This window comes from Rosistilla oblonga, assembly GCF_007751715.1.
GTDB lineage: Bacteria > Planctomycetota > Planctomycetia > Pirellulales > Pirellulaceae > Rosistilla > Rosistilla oblonga.
In genome coordinates, this window is record NZ_CP036292.1 from 5460168 (window position 1) to 5478783 (window position 18616).

An 18616-nucleotide genomic window follows, 5' to 3' on the forward strand; every position below is an offset into this window, starting at 1 on the left:
GCGAATCAACGAAGATTCGCGGCCGCCTCTTCCGCCACCAAGCAACAGTCGTCGCCTACGATACCGGTAGCGTTTCGCCGATTGACCAGTTCGAAAAATCGTTGGGGTCGCGGATCACTTCTTGATAGATCGTGTTGCGTTCCACCGGCACTCGGCCCGCTTCGATGATCAGTTCTCGGATCCTGTCGACGCTCAGGAATTCGGGAGTCGTTGCTCCGGCATCGTGATAGATCAACTCGTGCCGCACGGTGCCGTCGATGTCATCGGCACCGTAGGAGAGGGCGGTTTGAGCGGTCCCGATTCCCAACATGATCCAGTACGCCTTGATGTGCTGGATGTTGTCCAACAGCAATCGGCTGACCGCAACGTTCCGCAGATCGTCCAATGCCGAAGGCTTCTTCAGATGGCTCAGCTTGGTGTTTTCAGGATGGAACGCCAGCGGGATGAAGACCTGAAATCCGCCGGTTTCATCCTGCAGTTCCCGCAGTCGCAACAGATGGTCGACGCGGTGATACGCTTTTTCGATGTGTCCATACAACATCGTGCAGTTCGATCGGATCCCCAGTTGATGAGCGGTCCGATGAGTGTGGAACCAAGCGTGCGTGTTCGCTTTGTGTTCGCAAATCTGGTCTCGAACCTCGGGATGGAAAATCTCAGCTCCCCCGCCGGGCAAGCTACCCAGTCCCGCTTCCCGCATGTCGTTCATGACCCACTCGGTCGAGTTCTTCGTCTGAAACTCAAACCAATTGATTTCGACGGGCGTCCAAGCCTTCAGATGCAGCTTGGGGAAATTCTCCGACAGCGTCGACAGCACGCCGCGATACCATTCGTAGGGACGCTGATGGTGCAGTCCGCCGACGATGTGCATCTCGGTGCAGCCGTTGTCGGTCGCTTCCTGCCCGCGAGCGATGACCTGTTCGTCGTCCATCGCGTAGCCTTTGGGGTCGCGGAGATCGGCGCGAAAGGCACAAAAGCGACAGCGGTAGACGCAGACATTGGTCGGATTTAGATGCGTGTTGATGTTGTAATACGCAACGTTCCCGTTCATCCGCTGGCGCACCAGATCGGCCAATTCGCCGACTTCGTGCAGCGGCACGTCGGGTTGATACAAGAACAATCCATCATCCATCGTCAATCGCTCTTGCGATTCAACCTTGTCGCGGATCGTTCGAAGCCGGGCGTTGATTTCCGTTGCAATCATCTGATTTGTGTTGGGGTTAACTTTGAATGTTATTGACTTGCGACCGTCCGATGGCGGCTCGTTCGTGTTGAGCACCGATTCCATCGACGGCAATCACAGGCCAGCGAGGATTGTACTTCGACTTCGCAATTGCGTGAACCTGAAGCAAACGCGGTTCGCCCGCCAGTTCATGTCCCACGGTAAGGCCGATCCTTCGGCCCTCTTCCTTCCCTCATCCCATCCAACAATCGATCCCCGCGGCGACCAATAGGCCTACGCTGACGATCGAGTTGACTTGGAAGAAGGCTTGGTTGATTCGGTCCAGGTCGTCGGGACGGACCAAACAGTGTTCGTAAATCAGCAGCGCGGCGATGCTTCCGACCGCGGCGTAATAGATCCAGCCAAGGCCTAGGGCGGGCACGACGCTTGGCAGCACCAACAGCACCAAAACCATTCCGGCATGGCAAGCGGCGGCGATCCGAAACGCTCCCTTGGCACCAAACCGAGCGGGCACGCTCTGCAGCCCCTCGCTGCGATCAAAGGCTTCGTCTTGGCAGGCATAAATAATGTCGAACCCCGTCACCCACAGCGCCACCGCCGCGGCTAGGATCACTGGCGGTAACAGGTCGCTCGGATCGGCAAGGACCGCCGAACCGCGAAGTGCCGCCCAAACGCAAATCGGTGCCAGGCTAAGAGCAACGCCCAGCCACAGGTGTGCCGCGGCAGTAAATCTTTTTGCCAAGCTGTAGCCGCACAGGAACATCAGCACCGGGATCGACGCAGCCAGCGGCAGCCAGTTGGGCAGGAATAACGCACACCCGACCAGGAATCCGACGGCACACAGGATCGCAAAAATCGTCACCTCATGCCGGCCCAGCAAGCCCGCCGGCAGATGCCGTCCTGCGGTTCGCGGGTTCCCCGCATCGATCGCTTGATCGGCCAAGCGGTTGAACGCCATCGCGACGCTGCGCGCGGCGACCATGCAGATCAAGATCGCGACCAGATCAAGTGGTCGAACGCGCACCGCGGCCCCATCGGGCAACGGCAATTTGATCGCCATCACCGTCGCCAAGGCGGCGAACGGCAACGCGAAGATCGTGTGGCTAAAGCGAATCATCTCCAGCATCATCCGCAGCTTGCTCGGCTGCGCCATGGTGTCGCTCATGCTTCACCCCAACGTTGCATCAAGTGGTTTTCGATTCCCAATTGGTCCAGGATCCGGGCGACGACAAAGTCGACCAGATCGTCCAGGCCACGCACCCCGTGGTACCAGCCAGGCATGGCGGGCAACAGCGTCGCACCCGCTTTTGCGGCCAGCGTCATGTTCTCCAGTGCGATCACCGACAGCGGAGTCTCTCGCGTCACCAAAACCAGCGATCGGCGTTCCTTCAAATGCACCTCGGCCGCCCGATGGACCAGATTGCTGCTCGCCGCCCGCGCGATGCTGCTCAACGTGCTGCCGCTGCAAGGACAGACGACCATCCCGTCGGTCAGGAACGATCCGCTGGCGATCGGCGAGAAATAATCGTCGATCGCTTCGTACGTCAATCGCTCGCGCCAGTCGTCGGGCAACTCGGGAACCGATTCGCTCCACGGCGATCGATACGTCACCAACGGTTCGGCATCAAAGCCGGCAACGGAAAGGTTTAGCTCCAGCTTCAATTCCTGCCGGATCACGTCGGCGCCGCTGCGGCTGAGCATCAGAAAGACCTCGCGCCCGCCGGCCAGCAAAACTTGCAACAACCGAACCGCGTAGACCGCTCCGCTGCCACCGGTGATCGCAACCACCAAGGGACGCGTCATTTGATCCCCTCGTAGATCGTGGCAACGCCAAACGTCAGCGGAGTGAACTTCACATCGTGCAGCCCGTTCTGCTGCATCCGGTTTGCCAACGCTTGGCCACAGGGAAAGCTGCCGACCGATTCGGGCAGGTACTGGTAGGCACTCTTGTCGTTGCGAGCCAGCATTTGGCCGATCCGCGGCAGGGCATGTTTGAAATAAAACTGATACGCCTGTTTCAGTCCCGGCGCGGTCGGCTGAGAGAATTCCAGCACAACAACTTGTCCACCCGGGCGGCAAACGCGAACCATCTCCTGCAGACCGCGATCGGTATCGGCGACATTCCGCAATCCAAAGGCGACCGTGACAACTTGGAATTGGTTGTCGTCGAAGGGGAGATGTTGCGCGTCGGCTTCCAGGAAATTAACGTTTGCCTCGGGCTGCTGCTTGCGTTTCTGATCGCCGATGGCGAGCATCGCGTGGCAAAAATCGGAACCGACGACGGGCGTCTCCGCTCCGGCGCGGCGGCTGATCGCCAGCGCCAGGTCTCCTGTTCCGGTGCAGACATCCAAAATCGGGGCGTTCCCTTCGATCCGCAGCCGGCTGACGGTCTGGTTGCGCCAACGCTTGTCGATATTCAACGACAGCAGATGGTTCATCAGATCGTAGCGAGGCGCAATCTGGCGAAACATCTCCCGCACCCGCGCGTTCGATTTGTCCAATTCCTTCGTGTTGGTTGCGTCCACAGTCGCCATCAGAGTTGTTTCACATAAAATAAAGGCAAGAATCTCGTACCTTTATGACCGCAAGGGAGCCCCCTGCACAACCGGGCTGTGAATAACCGGCGTATGGTATGTTACAAGCGGCCGCGAAATTGCGGTTTGTCTGCTGTCACGCCCTCGTTTTTACTGAGCTTTTCCCGTGTTTAAGTCGCCCGATCTCGCCGATCCCGATTCGCGACCCGATGCCGATGTGGTCATCTTCGATGGCCAGTGCAATTTTTGCCGCGGCGGGGTGGAGCGATTGAACTGGTTGGATCGGCGAAACCGACTAGCGTTCATCTCGCTGCACGACGAACGAGTCGCCGAGCGCTATCCCGATCTTTCGCACGACGACCTGATGCAGGAGATGTTTGTCGTCGACGGGCAGGGCAAACGGCATGGGGGCAGCGATGCGGTTCGTTATCTCAGCCGCCAACTCGCTTTACTTTGGCCGATCATGCCGGTGCTGCACCTTCCCGGATCGGCGGGCGTGTGGCGATGGATGTACAAGCAAGTCGCCAAGCGTCGCTATCGCCTGGCAGGAAAAAACTGTGATTCGGGCAGCTGTAAGATCCATCTGAATTCCTAGATCCCCGTCTGCCGCGTGCCGTCGGCGGCTATCCACTCGCCGAAGGTAGTGCCCAATTCCGCCAGCTGCCTGATCAGGGGGAATGCGAGTTCTGGGCAAACAATCGGCGGTCAAGAGTTCCTATAAAGAAACTGTCGGCGTACTTGACAAGCACAAGGTTGGCATATTAAGGATTTTGCCGAGGGTCTTATGCCATCAATCTTCCGATCGCAGACATTATTGCTGCCTGTCGCTTAGGTTGGGTCATATATAACGTAGACCGTTCGTAAACTCCGCCCCCGTCGAGATGTGACGAAACCGCATGGCTAAACGCTCCGCTAAGAAATACGCATTTGATCCGAAAGAGGTCACCGGGAAACACCTGGTGATTGTCGAATCGCCGACCAAGGCGAAGACGATCAATAAATACTTGGGCAACGATTATTTCGTGATGGCCTCGGTGGGCCATGTCCGCGATCTGCCCAAGAGTGCTCCCAAGGGAGCCAAGCGGAAGGACCATCCCGTTCCAGGGGTCGATCTGCAGAACAACTTCTCGCCGACCTACGAGGTGATGCCCGATAAAAAGCCGACGGTCACCAATCTGCAAAAAGCTGCCAAACAGGCCCAAGACGTCTGGTTCGCGACCGACCTCGACCGTGAGGGAGAGGCGATCGCTTGGCATCTTGCCGAAGCGTTAGGCGTCCCCACCGCGCAAGCTAAACGCGTTGTCTTCAACGCGATCACCAAGGGCGATATCGCCCGAGCGTTCCAGAACCCGCGAACGATCGCGACCAACGTCGTCAATGCGCAACAGGCCCGCCGGATCGTCGATCGGATCGTCGGCTACCAGGTCTCGCCGCTGCTGTGGCGGAAGGTCGCGGGCGGCCTGAGCGCCGGCCGCGTTCAATCGGTCGCCGTCCGTTTGGTCGTCGAACGCGAACGGGAGATCGAAGCTTTCATTCCGGACGAGTTCTGGAAGATCAACGCGCTGTTCGCCACCGACCTGGCGAAAACCGGGGAGATCGCTGGCAAATGGAGCAGCTGGAGCGGCGAGGAAGAGCGAACGCTGAAGCAGCAAAACGAATGGCTCAGCCAACAGAAGTGCCTCCGCGCCGAACTGGTCCGTTTCGGCGGAGCCAAGTTTGAACCAAGCGACCGCGCCGTCGCACTCGAGGCGGCTCAACAGCTTGGTTTCTCGCTCGACGAAGCGATCGAAACCGAAGATCCCAAAGGCAAGGGCCCGGCGAAGAACCGCGTCACTTTTGTCGGCAAAGTCGGCGATGCTCCCGAATACAAGATCACGTCGATCGAAACGCGGCGAACGACCAGCCGCCCGTCGCCGCCGTTTATCACTTCGACGATGCAGCAGGCTGCGGCCAACCGGCTCGGTTTCCAACTGCAGCGAACGATGCGTACGGCGCAACAGCTGTATGAAGGTATCGATCTGAAGGGGACTCGCGGTCAGACCGGTCTGATCACCTACATGCGTACCGATTCGACTCACTTGTCGGGCGAAGCGCTCGACATGTCGCGGACTTTCATCGAGCAGAACTACGGCAAGGACTACCTGCCCGAAAAACCGAACTTCTACAAATCGTCGAACAAAGACGCGCAGGAAGCTCACGAAGCGATCCGGCCGACCGACGCCACGCTGACTCCCGCGATCGTCAAATCGCACGTCAGCGACGAGCAATACAAACTGTACAAACTGATTTGGGAACGGTTCATCTCGTGCCAGATGTTGCCAGCTCAATGGGATTCGACATCGATCGAGATCCAACCGACCGGCGTCGATGCGACGCTTAAGGCGAGCGGCCGAACGCTTGTCTTCGACGGCTTCTACCGCGCGTCGGGCGTTCCAACCAGCGACGACATCGTGTTGCCAAAGTTGAACGAAGGGGAACAACTGGGGCCGATGGAAATCGATCCACAACAGAAGTTCACCAGCCCACCGCCACGGTTCACCGAAGCCAGCTTGCAGAAGCGACTGGAAGAGGAAGGGATCGGCCGGCCGTCGACTTACGCGGCGATCATCAGCACGATTCAGGACCGCAAATACGTCGAACCGGTCGCCCAACGCGATCGCCGTCTGAAGGCGACCGATATCGGCAAAGTTGTCACCGACAAGCTTGTCGAAGCGTTCCCCGAGATCATGGATGTCGGTTACACGCGGCGGATGGAAGCCGGACTCGACGAGATCGAAACCGGCCAGGAAGAGTGGCAGAAACTGCTGCACCGCTTCTACGATCCGTTCAAAGACGCCTTGGAACAGGCGATGGAGAACACCAGCCACGCGAAGGCGGAGTTTGAACCGGCACCGGATCATCTGAAGTGCCCCAAATGCGGAGCCCCAACCTGCTACCGATTTGGCCGCAACGGACGCTTCCTCGGCTGTACCAAGTTCATGGTCGAACCTGTCGAAGTGCAAGCCGAAGGGCACGACGGAACCTATCTGTTGCAGAAGGCCCGCGGAAAAGCGCGGCCACAATTGCTGCACAAGGAAACGTCGGCCAAGTTGGGTTGGATGAAGCTGACCAAAGACGACAAGGCGAAGTTTCAAAAGATCTCCGACGAGATGCCCGAGCGATGCGATTACGCCGCGCCGATCGACAGCGAAGGCAACCCGATGCTACCCGAGGAGACCGACGTGTTGTGCCCCGAAGATGGCACGCCGTTGATCAAACGGACCGGTCGTTTTGGGCCCTTCCTGGCTAGCCAAAACTACCCCGAGGTGAAGTTCATCTTGAAGCTGGACCCGAAGAAGGGAACCGTCGTCCTGCCGAAGACCGAACCGATGGTCAGCGAATTGACGTGCCCCAAATGCGAAGAGCATCCGCTGTACATCCGCGACAGCAAACGTGGGCTGTGGCTCTCCTGTTCCAGTTTTCCCAAGTGCCGTGGCCGCGTCGCCTATTCGTCGCTGGAAGAGGAACAACAGAAGAAGATCGAAGCCGATTGGGCCGCGTGGGTCGAAGCCCATCCGCTGCCGGTGATCAAGACGATCGAGGGCCAAGTTGTCGAAGATGGCTACGAGCCGAAGCTGCACACGATCGCACCAGCCTAAGCGAATCGCTGCATGCTCACGCACCGATTGGTTGTGGTACGATGTTGGCATGTCGCACGCACCTACCTCCCGATCGGTTGTCTTTCGCCCCTTCCCTGCCGCGATGTTTTGCATCGGGGTGCTGATCGCAATCGTCCTGCCGGGACGACCGGCCGGGGCCGATGAGCCGCCGGGCAAGCAGCATCCGCCAAATCGTTTAGCTGCCGAAACCAGTCCCTATCTGTTGCAGCACGCTCGCAATCCGGTCGACTGGTATCCGTGGGGCGACGAAGCGTTTGCCAAAGCCAAGGCGGAGAACAAACCGATCTTTCTGTCGGTCGGATACAGCAGCTGTCACTGGTGCCACGTGATGGAACGCGAATCGTTCGCCGATGCGGAGATTGCGAAATACCTGAACGAGCACTTCGTTTGCATCAAGGTCGATCGCGAGGAACGCCCCGACGTCGATGCGATCTACATGCAAGCGGTCCAGTTGTTGACGCAGCGGGGCGGATGGCCGATGTCGGTCTTCATGACGACCGACGCAAAACCGTTTTACGGCGGCAGCTACTTCCCCGCCCGCGATGGCGATCGCGAAGGAGCCCCCGGCTTTCTCTCGTTGATTCAAGCGATCCAAACCGCCTGGGAACGCGACCACGATCAGATCCTTGCCAGCGGCGACCAGATGACCGATGCGCTGCAGAAGCAGATGGACCTGGCATCGGTCCTTCCCGCAGCAGAACCTTCTTTAGGTCTGGTCACACGCGTCGGGCAGCGACTGGCCGAAGAATATGATGCCGAACACGGCGGCTTTGGATTTGTCGAAAACCAATCGAATCGCCCGAAGTTCCCCGAGCCATCAAATCTCTTCTACCTGCTGCACCGGGCAACCGACGAATCGCTCGACGAACCGGTTCGCGATCAAGCGCTTGCGATGCTCACCCGTACGCTCGACAAGATGGCTGCTGGCGGGATCCAGGATCATCTGGGCGGCGGTTTCCATCGCTACAGCGTCGATCGATTCTGGTATGTCCCACACTTTGAGAAGATGCTCTACGACAACGGCCAACTGGCCAGCGTCTACGCTCGGGCGTTCGCATTGACTGGAAATCCCGAATACCGCTGGGTGGTCGAAGATCTACTGGCTTGGTCGTCGCGCGAGATGCTGTCGCCCGAAGGTGGCTTCTATTCGGCGATCGATGCCGACAGTGAAGGGGAGGAGGGAGCGTTCTATCGTTGGACGAAAGACGATCTCAAAGCGTTTGCTGGCGATCCAAACTACGCCCGTTTTGCCGCGACCTATCACCTGGATGGCGAGCCAAATTTTGAAGGCGAATATTTTGTCCCGCGGACCGACGAACCATTGGCTGCGATTGCGGAACCTTTGAATAGCGATGCCGCCGCGTTGCGAGAGACGCTCGCGCCGCTGCGAGCTACGATGCTGGCGGCTCGTGCGAAACGAACCGCTCCGATCACCGACACCAAGATCTTGACATCATGGAACGGTTTGATGATCCGTGGCTACGCCGATGCCGGTCGTCTGCTGCAGCAGCCCGAATACGTGGAGGTCGCTAAACGAGCGGCCACGTTTGTTTTGAAATCGTTGCGGCAACCCGACGGCACGCTCTTCCGAACCTATTCGGCGGGCCAGGCCAAGCTGAACGGCTACGTCGATGATTACGCATTTTTCGTCGACGGATTGATCGCGATCCACGAAGCGACCGGCGAACCGCAGTGGCTCGACGCCGCGCGAACTCTGACCGACATTCAGATTGCCCAGTTCTGGGACGAAAAACGCGACGGATTCTATTTCACCTCACAGGATCATCAATCGTTGATCGCGCGGGCGAAAGATCCCGTCGACAGTGCGATCCCGTCGGGGAACAGCGTTGCCGCCGAGAACCTGTTGTATCTCGATGAACACATCGAATCGCCGACACAATACCGCGACTATGCTCAGCGAACGATTTCAAATGTCGCTGGTCTACTGAAACGCTCTCCCACATCGGCGCCTCGCGCGGCGGTCTCGATGGCCAAGATCCTTGCTGAAACCAAACCATGAATGATCCGATCCTGATCCTCGGCGGCGGCATCAACGGCGTCGCGATCGCGCGGCAACTGTTGATCAATGGCCAATCGGTCGTGCTGGTCGATTCGGCCGACATCGCCTCGGGGGCGACCGCCTATTCCAGTCGCCTGATCCACGGCGGGCTGCGATATTTGGAATACGCCGAAGTGAGCTTGGTCCGCGAATCGTTGGACGAACGCTCGCGGTTGCTGAAGCTGGCGCCGCAGTTTGTCAAACCGTTGGAGCTGTTTATTCCTAGCCAGTCGCGATTGGGCGGAGCGGTCGCGGCGACGCGGAACTTCTTTGGGATACCGGCCAAACGCTCCACTCCCAAACCGCGTGGCGCTTGGTTGGTCGGGGTCGGATTGACGATGTACGATCTGTTTGCGCGCGCCAGCACGTTGCCCAAACATCGCCGCCGCAAATTGACAGCTCCCGACGTGCCCCCTGTCGATCCGAAGCGTTACGGTTGGCTCAGCTCCTACTACGACGCTCAGATTCGTTTTCCCGAACGGTTTGTCGTCGGCATGATCGCCGATTGCGAAGCGTTGGCAAAACAACACGGCGTCACGTTTGAACTACTGACCTACCACATGACGCATCGCGATGACGCGACGCTGCGACTGGAGCCTCAACTCGCCTATCCTCCCGCCGCGGCGCGGACGCTTCGACCACGAGCTGTCGTGAACGCGACGGGATCCTATGTCGATCGCGCGTTGAAAAGGATCGACGTCGATTCGAAGCGATTGATGGGCGGGACTAAGGGAAGTCATCTGATCACGTTCCATCCACAACTGCGTGAGATGCTCGCTGGCGGCGGCGTTTATGCGGAAGCGGACGACGGCCGGCCCGTCTTTTTGCTCCCCTTCGGCGACTGCTGCTTGATCGGCACGACCGACATCTTCTTCGACGAAAACCCTGCCAAAGCGAAAGCTTCCGACGAGGAGCTCGACTACCTGGTCGCCGTCGTCAATTCGCTCTTTCCGCAAACGAATTTCAGTCGCCAAGACATCGAATGCTTTTACTGTGGCGTGCGACCGCTGCCGTATCGCGAGAGTGGCAAGTCGGCCGCTTCGGTGACGCGGAACCATATCCTTCACGATCATCCCGACCAACCGTGGCCGATGCTGTCGATCATCGGTGGGAAACTGACCACCTGCCGCAGCTTGGCCGAAGAGACGGCCGAGTGGTTGGCCGAGCGAGTCGGTTTTGAGGCGAAAGATCTTGGCCGCGATCGCCCCTTCCCCGGTCACGAGGATTGCCGTCAAGCGACGACAGCGGCTGATGATGGCGAAATGCTTGTCGGCACCCAAATCCCGCTGGCCGTGGTCGATGCGATCATCGCCGACGAACACGTTCGCCGATTGGGCGACTTGGTGGAGCGTCGGTTGATGTTGCTGTATCATCCACGGCTGTCGCGAGCCACGTTGGACCAACTGGCAGCGCGGATGGTGGCGGCTGGAATTCTGGAAGCCACAAGTGTGGGGCAGGAAGTTGCGGAGTGTGAGCAGCGGTTGTTAACGATGTTTGGAAAGCAGGTGGCGAGTTGAAGACGACAAAATTCATCCTGGCGTTGGACCAAGGAACGACCTCCAGTCGAGCGATTCTGTTCGATCATTCGGGACAGATTCGTGGCGTGGCGCAACAGGAATTCCGGCAGATCCTGCCGCAACCAGGGCACGTCGAACACGATCCCGAAGAGATCTGGAGCAGCCAACTGGCAGTCGCTCGCCAGGTGATGGAGGAAGCGAAGCTGACGCACGACGACATCGCTGCGATTGGGATCACCAACCAACGCGAAACGGTTGTCGTCTGGGACCGCGAGACGGGCAAACCGATTCAAAACGCAATCGTTTGGCAGTCCCGAATCACCGCCGACCTGTGCGACCAATTGACGCGCGACGGGATGGCGGACACCTTCCGCAACAAGACAGGACTTTTGATCGATCCCTATTTTTCGGGGACCAAAATAAAGTACATCCTCGATCGTCACCCCGGATTACGAGCGCGAGCCCAACGGGGCGAGGTCCTGTTTGGTACCGTCGATTCGTTTTTGTTGTGGCGGTTGACCGGCGGAAAACATGTAACCGATTACAGCAACGCCAGCCGAACGCTGCTGTACAACATCCACGATCTCGATTGGGACGACGAACTGCTGACGGCGCTCGACATTCCGCGAGCGATGTTGCCCGAAGTGCTCCCTTCGAGCGGCAGTTTTGGCGAAACGAAAGCGGAGTTTCTCGGCGGCGCGATCCCGATCGCAGGCGTTGCCGGCGACCAACAGGCGGCGACGTTTGGGCAGGGTTGTTTCGAAGAGGGGAGCGCCAAGAACACCTACGGCACCGGATGCTTCATGCTGATGAATATCGGCGAAACACCCAAGCTTTCCGAGAATCGATTGCTCACCACGATCGGATGGGGAATCGATGGCAAGGTGACCTATTGCTTGGAGGGTTCGGTTTTTGTCGCCGGAGCGATCGTGCAGTGGTTGCGCGATGGGCTGGGAATTATCGCGGAATCGAGCGACGTCGAATCGCTGGCGGCAAAGGTCGACGGTGCGGACGACGTGATCGTTGTGCCGGCCTTGGTTGGGCTGGGCGCCCCGCACTGGGACCCGCACGCCCGCGGAGCGATCATGGGAATCTCGCGCGGCACCACGGCGGCTCATATCGCTCGCGCGTCGATCGAATCGATGGCCTTTCAAACGCGCGATGTGCTCGACGCGATGCAGCAGGACGCCGGGACTAAGCTGAAAATCTTGAAGGTCGATGGCGGAGCTTGCTGCAACGATGCGTTGATGCAGTTCCAAGCCGACATCTTAGATACGGCGGTCCAACGTCCGAAGGTCAGCGAGACGACCGCTTTGGGAGCCGCGTATCTGGCGGGACTTGCCGTCGGCTATTGGAAAAATCTGAAAGCCGTCAAAGAGAACTGGGCGCTTGATCGCGAGTTCACGCCCGCGATGGATCCCGAAATTCGCGAATCGCGGTATCACAAGTGGCAGACGGCTGTCGAACGCTCCAAAGGTTGGGCGAACTCGTAAGCCGAATCAGCCCTGCTTGATCCCCAACATCCGGTCCAGCGAATCGGCCGTCTGGTAGACCAACGCTTCGGGGAAGTGTTGGTAGGGATGGAAGTATTCAAACGTGAGATAGCTGTCGTAGCCGATCTGGTCGAAGGCGGCCAGCACGGCGGGCCAGTTCGTGGTCCCATCCAACAGCGGGCGGAAGGCCTCCAGCGAATGGTCGCTTCCCTTTTTGGTGAACTCTTTCAGGTGAACGTTCTTGATCCGTTTGCCCAGGATCGGAATCCAGTGCTCGGGGAACTGGTACTCCATGATGTTGCCGGTGTCGAAATGAACTTTCACATGTTCGCTGGAGAAGCTGTCGACAAAGTCGGCCATCTCCATTGGCGACATCAGAAAACCATTGAAGAAGATGTTTTCCATGTTCAGCGAAACGTTGAGCTTTTCGGCTTGAGGCAGCAGTTCCCCGATCGCTTCGCGGGCCCGGCGATCGCAAACATCGTTGGGAGTCGGATCGTGATCGGCTCGCCACGGCATGTGGACCGCTCCGGGAACGACCAACAAATTCTCCGTCCCCAAATCGTGAGCGGCCTGCGTCATCTTGCCTGCCAGCTCCATCCCGCGGGTCCGCTCTGCAGGGTCGTTGCTGGTCAGCGGAAACGGCCAGAACAGGAACGAACAGACGCCGCTGATCTCAATCCCGATCTCATCGGCCATCCGGCGGATCGCATGGAATTCTTTGGTCCCCGATTTGGGCGATAGTTCGCTGTCGAGATCGTAATTCAGCTCGATGCCGTCGAAGCCAGCAGCCTTGGCGAGTTCCATGCACTGCCGCAGCGACATCTTGTCGGGGTAGGGGAAGGCCCACAAATTGATCGACTTCTTCATCGCATAACGAGGCCGCGGCGGAGCGGTCGATTCTCCCTGAACCGCTGTCGAGCCGGCTCCCTCGGCCTGACTGGCGACAGCCCAGGCGGCGCTGCCAAAAGCTGCGTAGGTCAACAGATCGCGTCGTTTCAGAGAGGATTCGGGTTGCATCGGCATCGCCTATCGAGATCGAGAATTCGGGGCCCCCAAAGCAGATCGGTTGCGATATGATACCACAACGGGAACCGCAGCGTCGCGACAAATGAGCGGTGCAGCACACGCTTGCTGCGCGATGGCCTTCCGCTTAGTCTATAGACTTACGGCAATCGACGCTCCGCAAAGGCTTCGCTGTGGTCTTCTACTCATCCTCATTTTCTGTCGCGAGAGAATCTACCGATGGCAGTCGAAACCAACGCAGGCCGCGCCTATCGCCATCTCCGCAGCAAGTTGCTGGCGGGCGAATTCGAACCGGGAACGCGGTTGTTGTACGGACCGATTGGCAAGGAATTAGGGATCAGCGCAACGCCGGTTCGCGAAGCGGTCGGCCAATTGGTGAACGAGGGTCTTGTCGATCTAGTGCCTCAGCTCGGCGCGATCGTCCGCAAGATCGACCGCGATGAATTGATCGAACTGTATGAGGTTCGCGAAGCGATCGAACCGTACGCTGCAGCTCGGGCGGCAGAGCGGGCGGCGACGAAGCAGTTGAATCAGATTAAAGCACAAGTCGACCGGATGCTCGCGCTGACCGATCAACTGGCAAATTCCAGTTCCGAATTCGCCAACAAACGGATGACCGCCCAGTTTGAGAAAGCCGACTTTGCCTTCCACATGTTGATCATCGAAGCGACGGGCAACCAAGCGCTCGCGCGAACGGCGGTCCGCTCGCATGTTCTGACTCGCGTGTTTGGAATCCGCCGCCACCGCTACGATGTCGCCACGATGCGCAGCACCTGCGACGACCATCTCCAGATCCTGACGGCAATCCAAGCGGGCGATGTCAAAAAATCACGCTCTGCCTCGGCGACGCATATCAGCCGCGGGCTCAAAGCCTCACTCAAAGCAATCGACGAAAGTTAAACCATGCAAGCGCAATTCACGATCATCGATTGGTCGGTACTAATCCTGTACTTTGTCGGCGTGATCGGCATCGGACTCTACTTCTCCGGAAACAGCCGTTCGTCGGACAACTTCACCACCGGCGGCCGTTCGCTTCCCGGATGGCTGTGCGGTCTGTCGATCTTCGCGACCTTTTTGAGCAGTATCAGCTATCTAGCGTTGCCGGGCAAATCGTTTGTCGACAACTGGAATCCGTTTGTCTTCTCGCTGGCCCTGCCGCTCGCCGCGCTGATCGCGGTGCGGTACTTCGTTCCGTTATACCGATCGACCGGCGAGGTCTCAGCGTATGCGCTGCTAGAGCGTCGCTTCGGTGCCTGGGCACGCGTCTATGCCAGCGCGTTCTATCTGCTGTATCAGATCGCTCGGATCGGGGTCGTCATGTATCTGATGGCGCTGCCGATGGCGGTGATCTTCGGTTGGGATATCCGTTGGATTATCGTTTGCACCGGAATCGTCGTGACCGTCTACGCGTTCATCGGCGGGATCGTGGCGGTGATCTGGGCCGATGCGATCCAGGCGATCGTTCTGTTGGCCGGTGCGTTGATCGCCGTGGCGGTGATCTTAGTCGGCTTGCCCGAAGGGCCTGGGCAGGTCTTTCAGATCGCAAACGATTCCGAAAAGTTCTCGCTCGGCAGCAGCGAGATCTGGACCGTTTCGCAGCCGACGATTTGGATCGTGCTGCTGTTTGGGCTGTTCGAAAACTTGAAGAACTTCGGTATCGATCAGAGCTACATCCAACGCTACATCGCGGCGAAGAGCGATCGCGATGCGGCTCGCAGTCTGTGGATCAGCGCCGGACTGTACGTTCCCGTCAGTGCATTGTTCTTCTTCATCGGAACCTCGCTGTTCGCTTGGTACTCCAGCTATCCCGAAGACCTCGACCAAGTCCGGCAGATCGTCGCTCGCCAGCGGTTGATGCAGCAAGGCGTCGACCCGGAGTTCACCCTGTCGGCCGACAACGTCGAAATCTACTCGCCCAGCTATCAGGAACAACTCGACACGACAGCGGCTTCGCTGACGCCGCGCGATCTGGGCGACCGCGTCTTCCCGCACTTCATCTCGGCTCACCTTCCACAGGGGCTCTCGGGACTGTTGATCGCCGCGGTCTTTGCCGCCGCGATGAGCACCGTTTCCACCTCGCTGAACTCTTCGGCCACGTTGGTGATGAGCGACTTCTACCAGCGATTTGTTCGCCCCGAAGCGACCGATCGGCAACGGATGCGGGTGCTGCACGTCGCGACCGTCGTCTGGGGCCTGCTGGGAACCGGGATGGCGATTGCGTTGGTCCGGTTAACCGAAAGTGCGCTGGACGTCTGGTGGACGCTGTCGAGCGTTTTAGGAAGCGGGATCGTGGGACTGTTCCTGCTGGGCTTGATCAGCCAGCGGGCGAACAGCCGAGCCGCGATCGCAGCGGTCGGCAGCGGTTCGCTTGTGATCGCTTGGATGGTGCTGTCGACAAGCGGTCTGTGGCCGGAAGAGCTGGCCGAATTGCAGAGCCCGTTTCACCAGTTCTTGGTGATCGTTGTGGGGACGGTAAGCATCGTCGTGATCGGATGCATTGCCGGGCTGGCGACGAGCGGCATGCGGCCGCCGGCGAAGGATGCTTAACGGCCTTCGCGGAGCCGATAGCCAAGAAAGTTATCGAGGTCGGCTTCGGCTTCGATCATCCGAACCGTCTTTTCGATATCGTATTCGACGCGGCGGAATTCCAGCCGGCGATCTTCAACGATCACGTAACAGCTGCGTGGGTCGCCGTCGCGCGGCTGCCCGACGCTGCCGACATTTACCATCGCCTTCTTCCCCGACAGTTCGTAGACGTGTCCGGTTTCATCGGGGCGAACGAACTGATTCTCGTGCGTGAAGACACCCGGGACGTGGGTGTGCCCTTGGAAACAGACCTCGGGAACCATCGAGAAGATTTTTTCCATCTTGCGAGGATTGTAGGTGTCCTCGGGAAAGACGTATTCGGTCGTTGGTCCCCGCGCCGAACCGTGGACATATAACATGCCGCCGCGGCGATAGGTTCGTGGCAGATTGCACAGCAAGTCCAAGCGTCGGCGGCTGGCTTCTTTGTCGGTGCCGTTTTCCAGCTGACGCCGGGTCCAGAAGATCGCTTGTTCGGCGGCGGCGTTGAAGCCTTCGGGGTCGAACAGAGCGCTGAGATCGTGATTGCCGAGGATCGTGAACTCGAATCCCGCCACGACGTCCAAGCACTCACACGGTTGCGGACCGTAGCCCACAACATCTCCAAGGCAGGCGATGGAGTCGACGTTTTGCTCGGCGATGTCGGCGAGCACGGCTTGAAGCGCGACAAGGTTTCCGTGGATGTCGCTAACGATCGCCTGACGCGGCATGGAGTATTCCTAGTTTCAATCAGCCGCGACGGCGGCTGGTGTTGCAGCAGGGGGCTAGCCCCGGCAGATTATTCAAATCGAGCATCGGCTGGAGTCTCGCAGTTCCAAGCCGTGTCGTCTTACCGCCCCAGTTTAATACGATCACCCAACATGTTGGCAAGATCGGGTTCGTCGTAAATTTTCTGAGCCGTTTTTTCGACGTCGTATTCGATCCGCCGAAACTCGATCTTCATCGATTCGTCGTCCAAGACGACGTAGCAGGAGCGGCGATCTTCATCGCGTGGCTGTCCAACGCTGCCCACGTTGACCATCATCTTCTCGGGGCCCAGCTGGTATTCGTAATTGCATTCCTCAGGCGTCAGGAACTCGCACTGCGTCGTGAAAACACCTGGAAGGTGAGTGTGGCCTTGGAAGCTGTAATGTTCGATACGAGCGAACAAGATTTCCATCTTCCGCTGATCGTAGACATATTCGGGGAAGACGTATTCGTTGGTTGGATCGCGGCTGCTGCCGTGCACGAACATAAAAGGTTCGGCTTTGTGCAAACGGGGCAGCGTGCCAAGAAAGTCCCAGCGGCGGTTCGATTCGCTGGCCGGGCCGCTGTCCAATTTGTCGCGAGTCCAATAGATCGCTTGCAGGGCGACGGGATTAAAACCGTCGGGATCAAACAGCGCCGCCTGATCGTGGTTGCCCAAGATCGTGATGGCACAGCGTTTCATCACGAGATCCAGGCATTCGCATGGATTGGGACCGTAGCCGATAATGTCCCCTAAACAGACAATTTCGCTGATGTCTTGCGAATCGATATCGGCAAGGACAGCGCGCAGCGCTTCCAGATTTCCATGGATATCGCTAATCAGAGCTCGCTTCACGCTAATGCACCTCGTGGCTGGAACGCTTGTTCAAGGGGAAACTATAGCCCGTCGTTGTAGAGAGTTCCACCACATGCTATTCCTCTTGTCCCTCGTTACGGGAAACAAGCTATTGTAAATTCTACGTTTTTCCGGGCACAATCCCACAATGATCTGGCATTTGGCAATTGAAACAAGCGGGCGTGAAGCCTCGATCGCCTTGTTACAAGGCAATCACCTGGTCCGCGAACTGAATTTGACGGTCGAGCAGCGTACAACGGCCAGCTTTGCCCCCGCGATCCAGACCTTACTGCAGTCGATTCCGGCCGGCGATCCGCCGCTGGGCCTGGTCAGCGTTTCGGTGGGACCGGGATCGTTCACCGGGCTGCGGATCGGAGTGACCGCGGCAAAAACGCTCTGTTTTGCCTTGAAAGCCGACCTTGTCGCCGTCGATTCGCTGGCGATCATCTGCCAGCAGCAGCGGGAAGCTTGGCTGGCGAACCCCGATCAATTCCCCGCGGCGGCGCGACGGATCGCCGTCTGCACCAACGCTTATCGTGGCCAGTTGTTCATCCGCACCGAGCACTTGGACGAAAAAATCGACCCGGCCGATGTCGCGACTGAAATTGTCGATCGAAGTCGATGGGATGATTTACAGGCGGCGATGGACATTTACGCGGTAGGACGCCGCGTTGCGGAACCGCTGCCGAATCGGGACGCTTCGGCAACGGAACCTTCCGCCGCCAGCGAGGTCGAATATGGGACGACCTTTGATGGCTGGCCGCGGCCGATGGCGGCGACGCTCGGACGCCTTGCTTGGAAGATGTATCAATCAGGCAAGCGGGACGATTACTGGTCGTTGGTGCCGCGTTACCTTCGTAAGAGTGCTGCCGAAGAAATGGCGGACGAAAAAGACAATCGCCAAAATTCGGCTGGCACGTATTCGCAAGCAAAGAAAATTTGACACAATTGATGCGGCTCGATTGTCCCCTTTCCACCCAAGG

At 58.6% G+C, this 18616-nt stretch carries 15 protein-coding genes; 8 read left to right on the forward strand and 7 right to left on the reverse strand.

What is annotated here, in order from left to right:
• Window positions 1-55 precede the first annotated feature (55 nt).
• The 4 genes from mqnE to ubiE all read right to left on the reverse strand — a co-directional run bounded on the left by mqnE (window position 56) and on the right by ubiE (window position 3714).
• Window positions 56-1201, reverse strand: coding sequence for an aminofutalosine synthase MqnE (gene mqnE, locus CA51_RS19315; RefSeq protein WP_145122836.1), 1146 nt, complete (start codon window positions 1199-1201; stop codon window positions 56-58).
• A gap of 211 nt (window positions 1202-1412) precedes the next feature.
• Entirely contained in the window at window positions 1413-2345 is a 933-nt protein-coding gene (locus tag CA51_RS19320) for a UbiA-like polyprenyltransferase (RefSeq protein WP_231745787.1), read from the reverse strand.
• The gene (locus CA51_RS19325) at window positions 2342-2983 is read right to left on the reverse strand and encodes a UbiX family flavin prenyltransferase (RefSeq protein ID WP_145122837.1); all 642 of its coding nucleotides are present in this window, start codon (window positions 2981-2983) and stop codon (window positions 2342-2344) included. Before CA51_RS19325 ends, CA51_RS19320 begins: the two co-directional genes overlap by 4 nt.
• Complete coding sequence (gene ubiE, locus CA51_RS19330; RefSeq protein ID WP_145122838.1) at window positions 2980-3714, reverse strand: bifunctional demethylmenaquinone methyltransferase/2-methoxy-6-polyprenyl-1,4-benzoquinol methylase UbiE; 735 nt, start codon at window positions 3712-3714, stop codon at window positions 2980-2982. Before ubiE ends, CA51_RS19325 begins: the two co-directional genes overlap by 4 nt.
• Window positions 3715-3880: 166 nt before the next feature.
• Here ubiE and CA51_RS19335 point away from each other — a divergent pair, with 166 nt between their 5' ends.
• The 5 genes from CA51_RS19335 (at window position 3881) to glpK (ending at window position 12442) form a co-directional block, all read left to right on the forward strand.
• Window positions 3881-4309: a thiol-disulfide oxidoreductase DCC family protein gene (locus CA51_RS19335; protein WP_145122839.1), complete on the forward strand. Its 429-nt coding sequence runs from the start codon at window positions 3881-3883 to the stop codon at window positions 4307-4309.
• Between the two features lie 301 nt (window positions 4310-4610).
• Window positions 4611-7352 carry a type I DNA topoisomerase gene (gene topA, locus CA51_RS19340; protein ID WP_145122840.1) on the forward strand — a complete coding sequence of 914 codons (2742 nt, stop codon included), beginning with the start codon at window positions 4611-4613 and terminating at the stop codon, window positions 7350-7352.
• A 49-nt stretch (window positions 7353-7401) separates the two neighbouring features.
• Entirely contained in the window at window positions 7402-9393 is a 1992-nt protein-coding gene (locus CA51_RS19345; RefSeq protein WP_231745788.1) for a thioredoxin domain-containing protein, read from the forward strand.
• Window positions 9390-10949 carry a glycerol-3-phosphate dehydrogenase/oxidase gene (locus tag CA51_RS19350; protein ID WP_145122841.1) on the forward strand — a complete coding sequence of 520 codons (1560 nt, stop codon included), beginning with the start codon at window positions 9390-9392 and terminating at the stop codon, window positions 10947-10949. Before CA51_RS19345 ends, CA51_RS19350 begins: the two co-directional genes overlap by 4 nt.
• Window positions 10946-12442, forward strand: a complete 1497-nt coding sequence (gene glpK, locus CA51_RS19355) for a glycerol kinase GlpK (protein ID WP_145122842.1) — start codon at window positions 10946-10948, stop codon at window positions 12440-12442. Before CA51_RS19350 ends, glpK begins: the two co-directional genes overlap by 4 nt.
• A gap of 6 nt (window positions 12443-12448) precedes the next feature.
• Here glpK and CA51_RS19360 read toward each other — a convergent pair whose 3' ends face one another.
• The gene (locus tag CA51_RS19360; protein WP_145122843.1) at window positions 12449-13462 is read right to left on the reverse strand and encodes a sugar phosphate isomerase/epimerase family protein; all 1014 of its coding nucleotides are present in this window, start codon (window positions 13460-13462) and stop codon (window positions 12449-12451) included.
• A 225-nt stretch (window positions 13463-13687) separates the two neighbouring features.
• Here CA51_RS19360 and CA51_RS19365 point away from each other — a divergent pair, with 225 nt between their 5' ends.
• Together CA51_RS19365 and CA51_RS19370 are read left to right on the forward strand one after the other, a co-directional pair.
• Window positions 13688-14368 (forward strand): GntR family transcriptional regulator, encoded by a 681-nt coding sequence (locus CA51_RS19365; protein ID WP_145099440.1) that lies wholly within the window; start codon window positions 13688-13690, stop codon window positions 14366-14368.
• Between the two features lie 3 nt (window positions 14369-14371).
• A complete protein-coding gene (locus CA51_RS19370) occupies window positions 14372-16015 on the forward strand; it encodes a sodium:solute symporter family protein (RefSeq protein WP_145122844.1) in 1644 nt (547 codons plus the stop codon).
• Here CA51_RS19370 and CA51_RS19375 read toward each other — a convergent pair.
• Together CA51_RS19375 and CA51_RS19380 are read right to left on the reverse strand one after the other, a co-directional pair.
• Window positions 16012-16761 (reverse strand): metallophosphoesterase family protein, encoded by a 750-nt coding sequence (locus CA51_RS19375; protein ID WP_145099434.1) that lies wholly within the window; start codon window positions 16759-16761, stop codon window positions 16012-16014. The genes CA51_RS19370 and CA51_RS19375 overlap by 4 nt on opposite strands.
• A 119-nt stretch (window positions 16762-16880) precedes the next feature.
• Window positions 16881-17633 (reverse strand): metallophosphoesterase family protein, encoded by a 753-nt coding sequence (locus CA51_RS19380; RefSeq protein ID WP_145122845.1) that lies wholly within the window; start codon window positions 17631-17633, stop codon window positions 16881-16883.
• 160 nt (window positions 17634-17793) lie between these two features.
• Between CA51_RS19380 and tsaB the strand changes: the two genes are divergently transcribed.
• A complete protein-coding gene (gene tsaB / locus CA51_RS19385; RefSeq protein ID WP_197451323.1) occupies window positions 17794-18576 on the forward strand; it encodes a tRNA (adenosine(37)-N6)-threonylcarbamoyltransferase complex dimerization subunit type 1 TsaB in 783 nt (260 codons plus the stop codon).
• Window positions 18577-18616 lie beyond the last annotated feature (40 nt).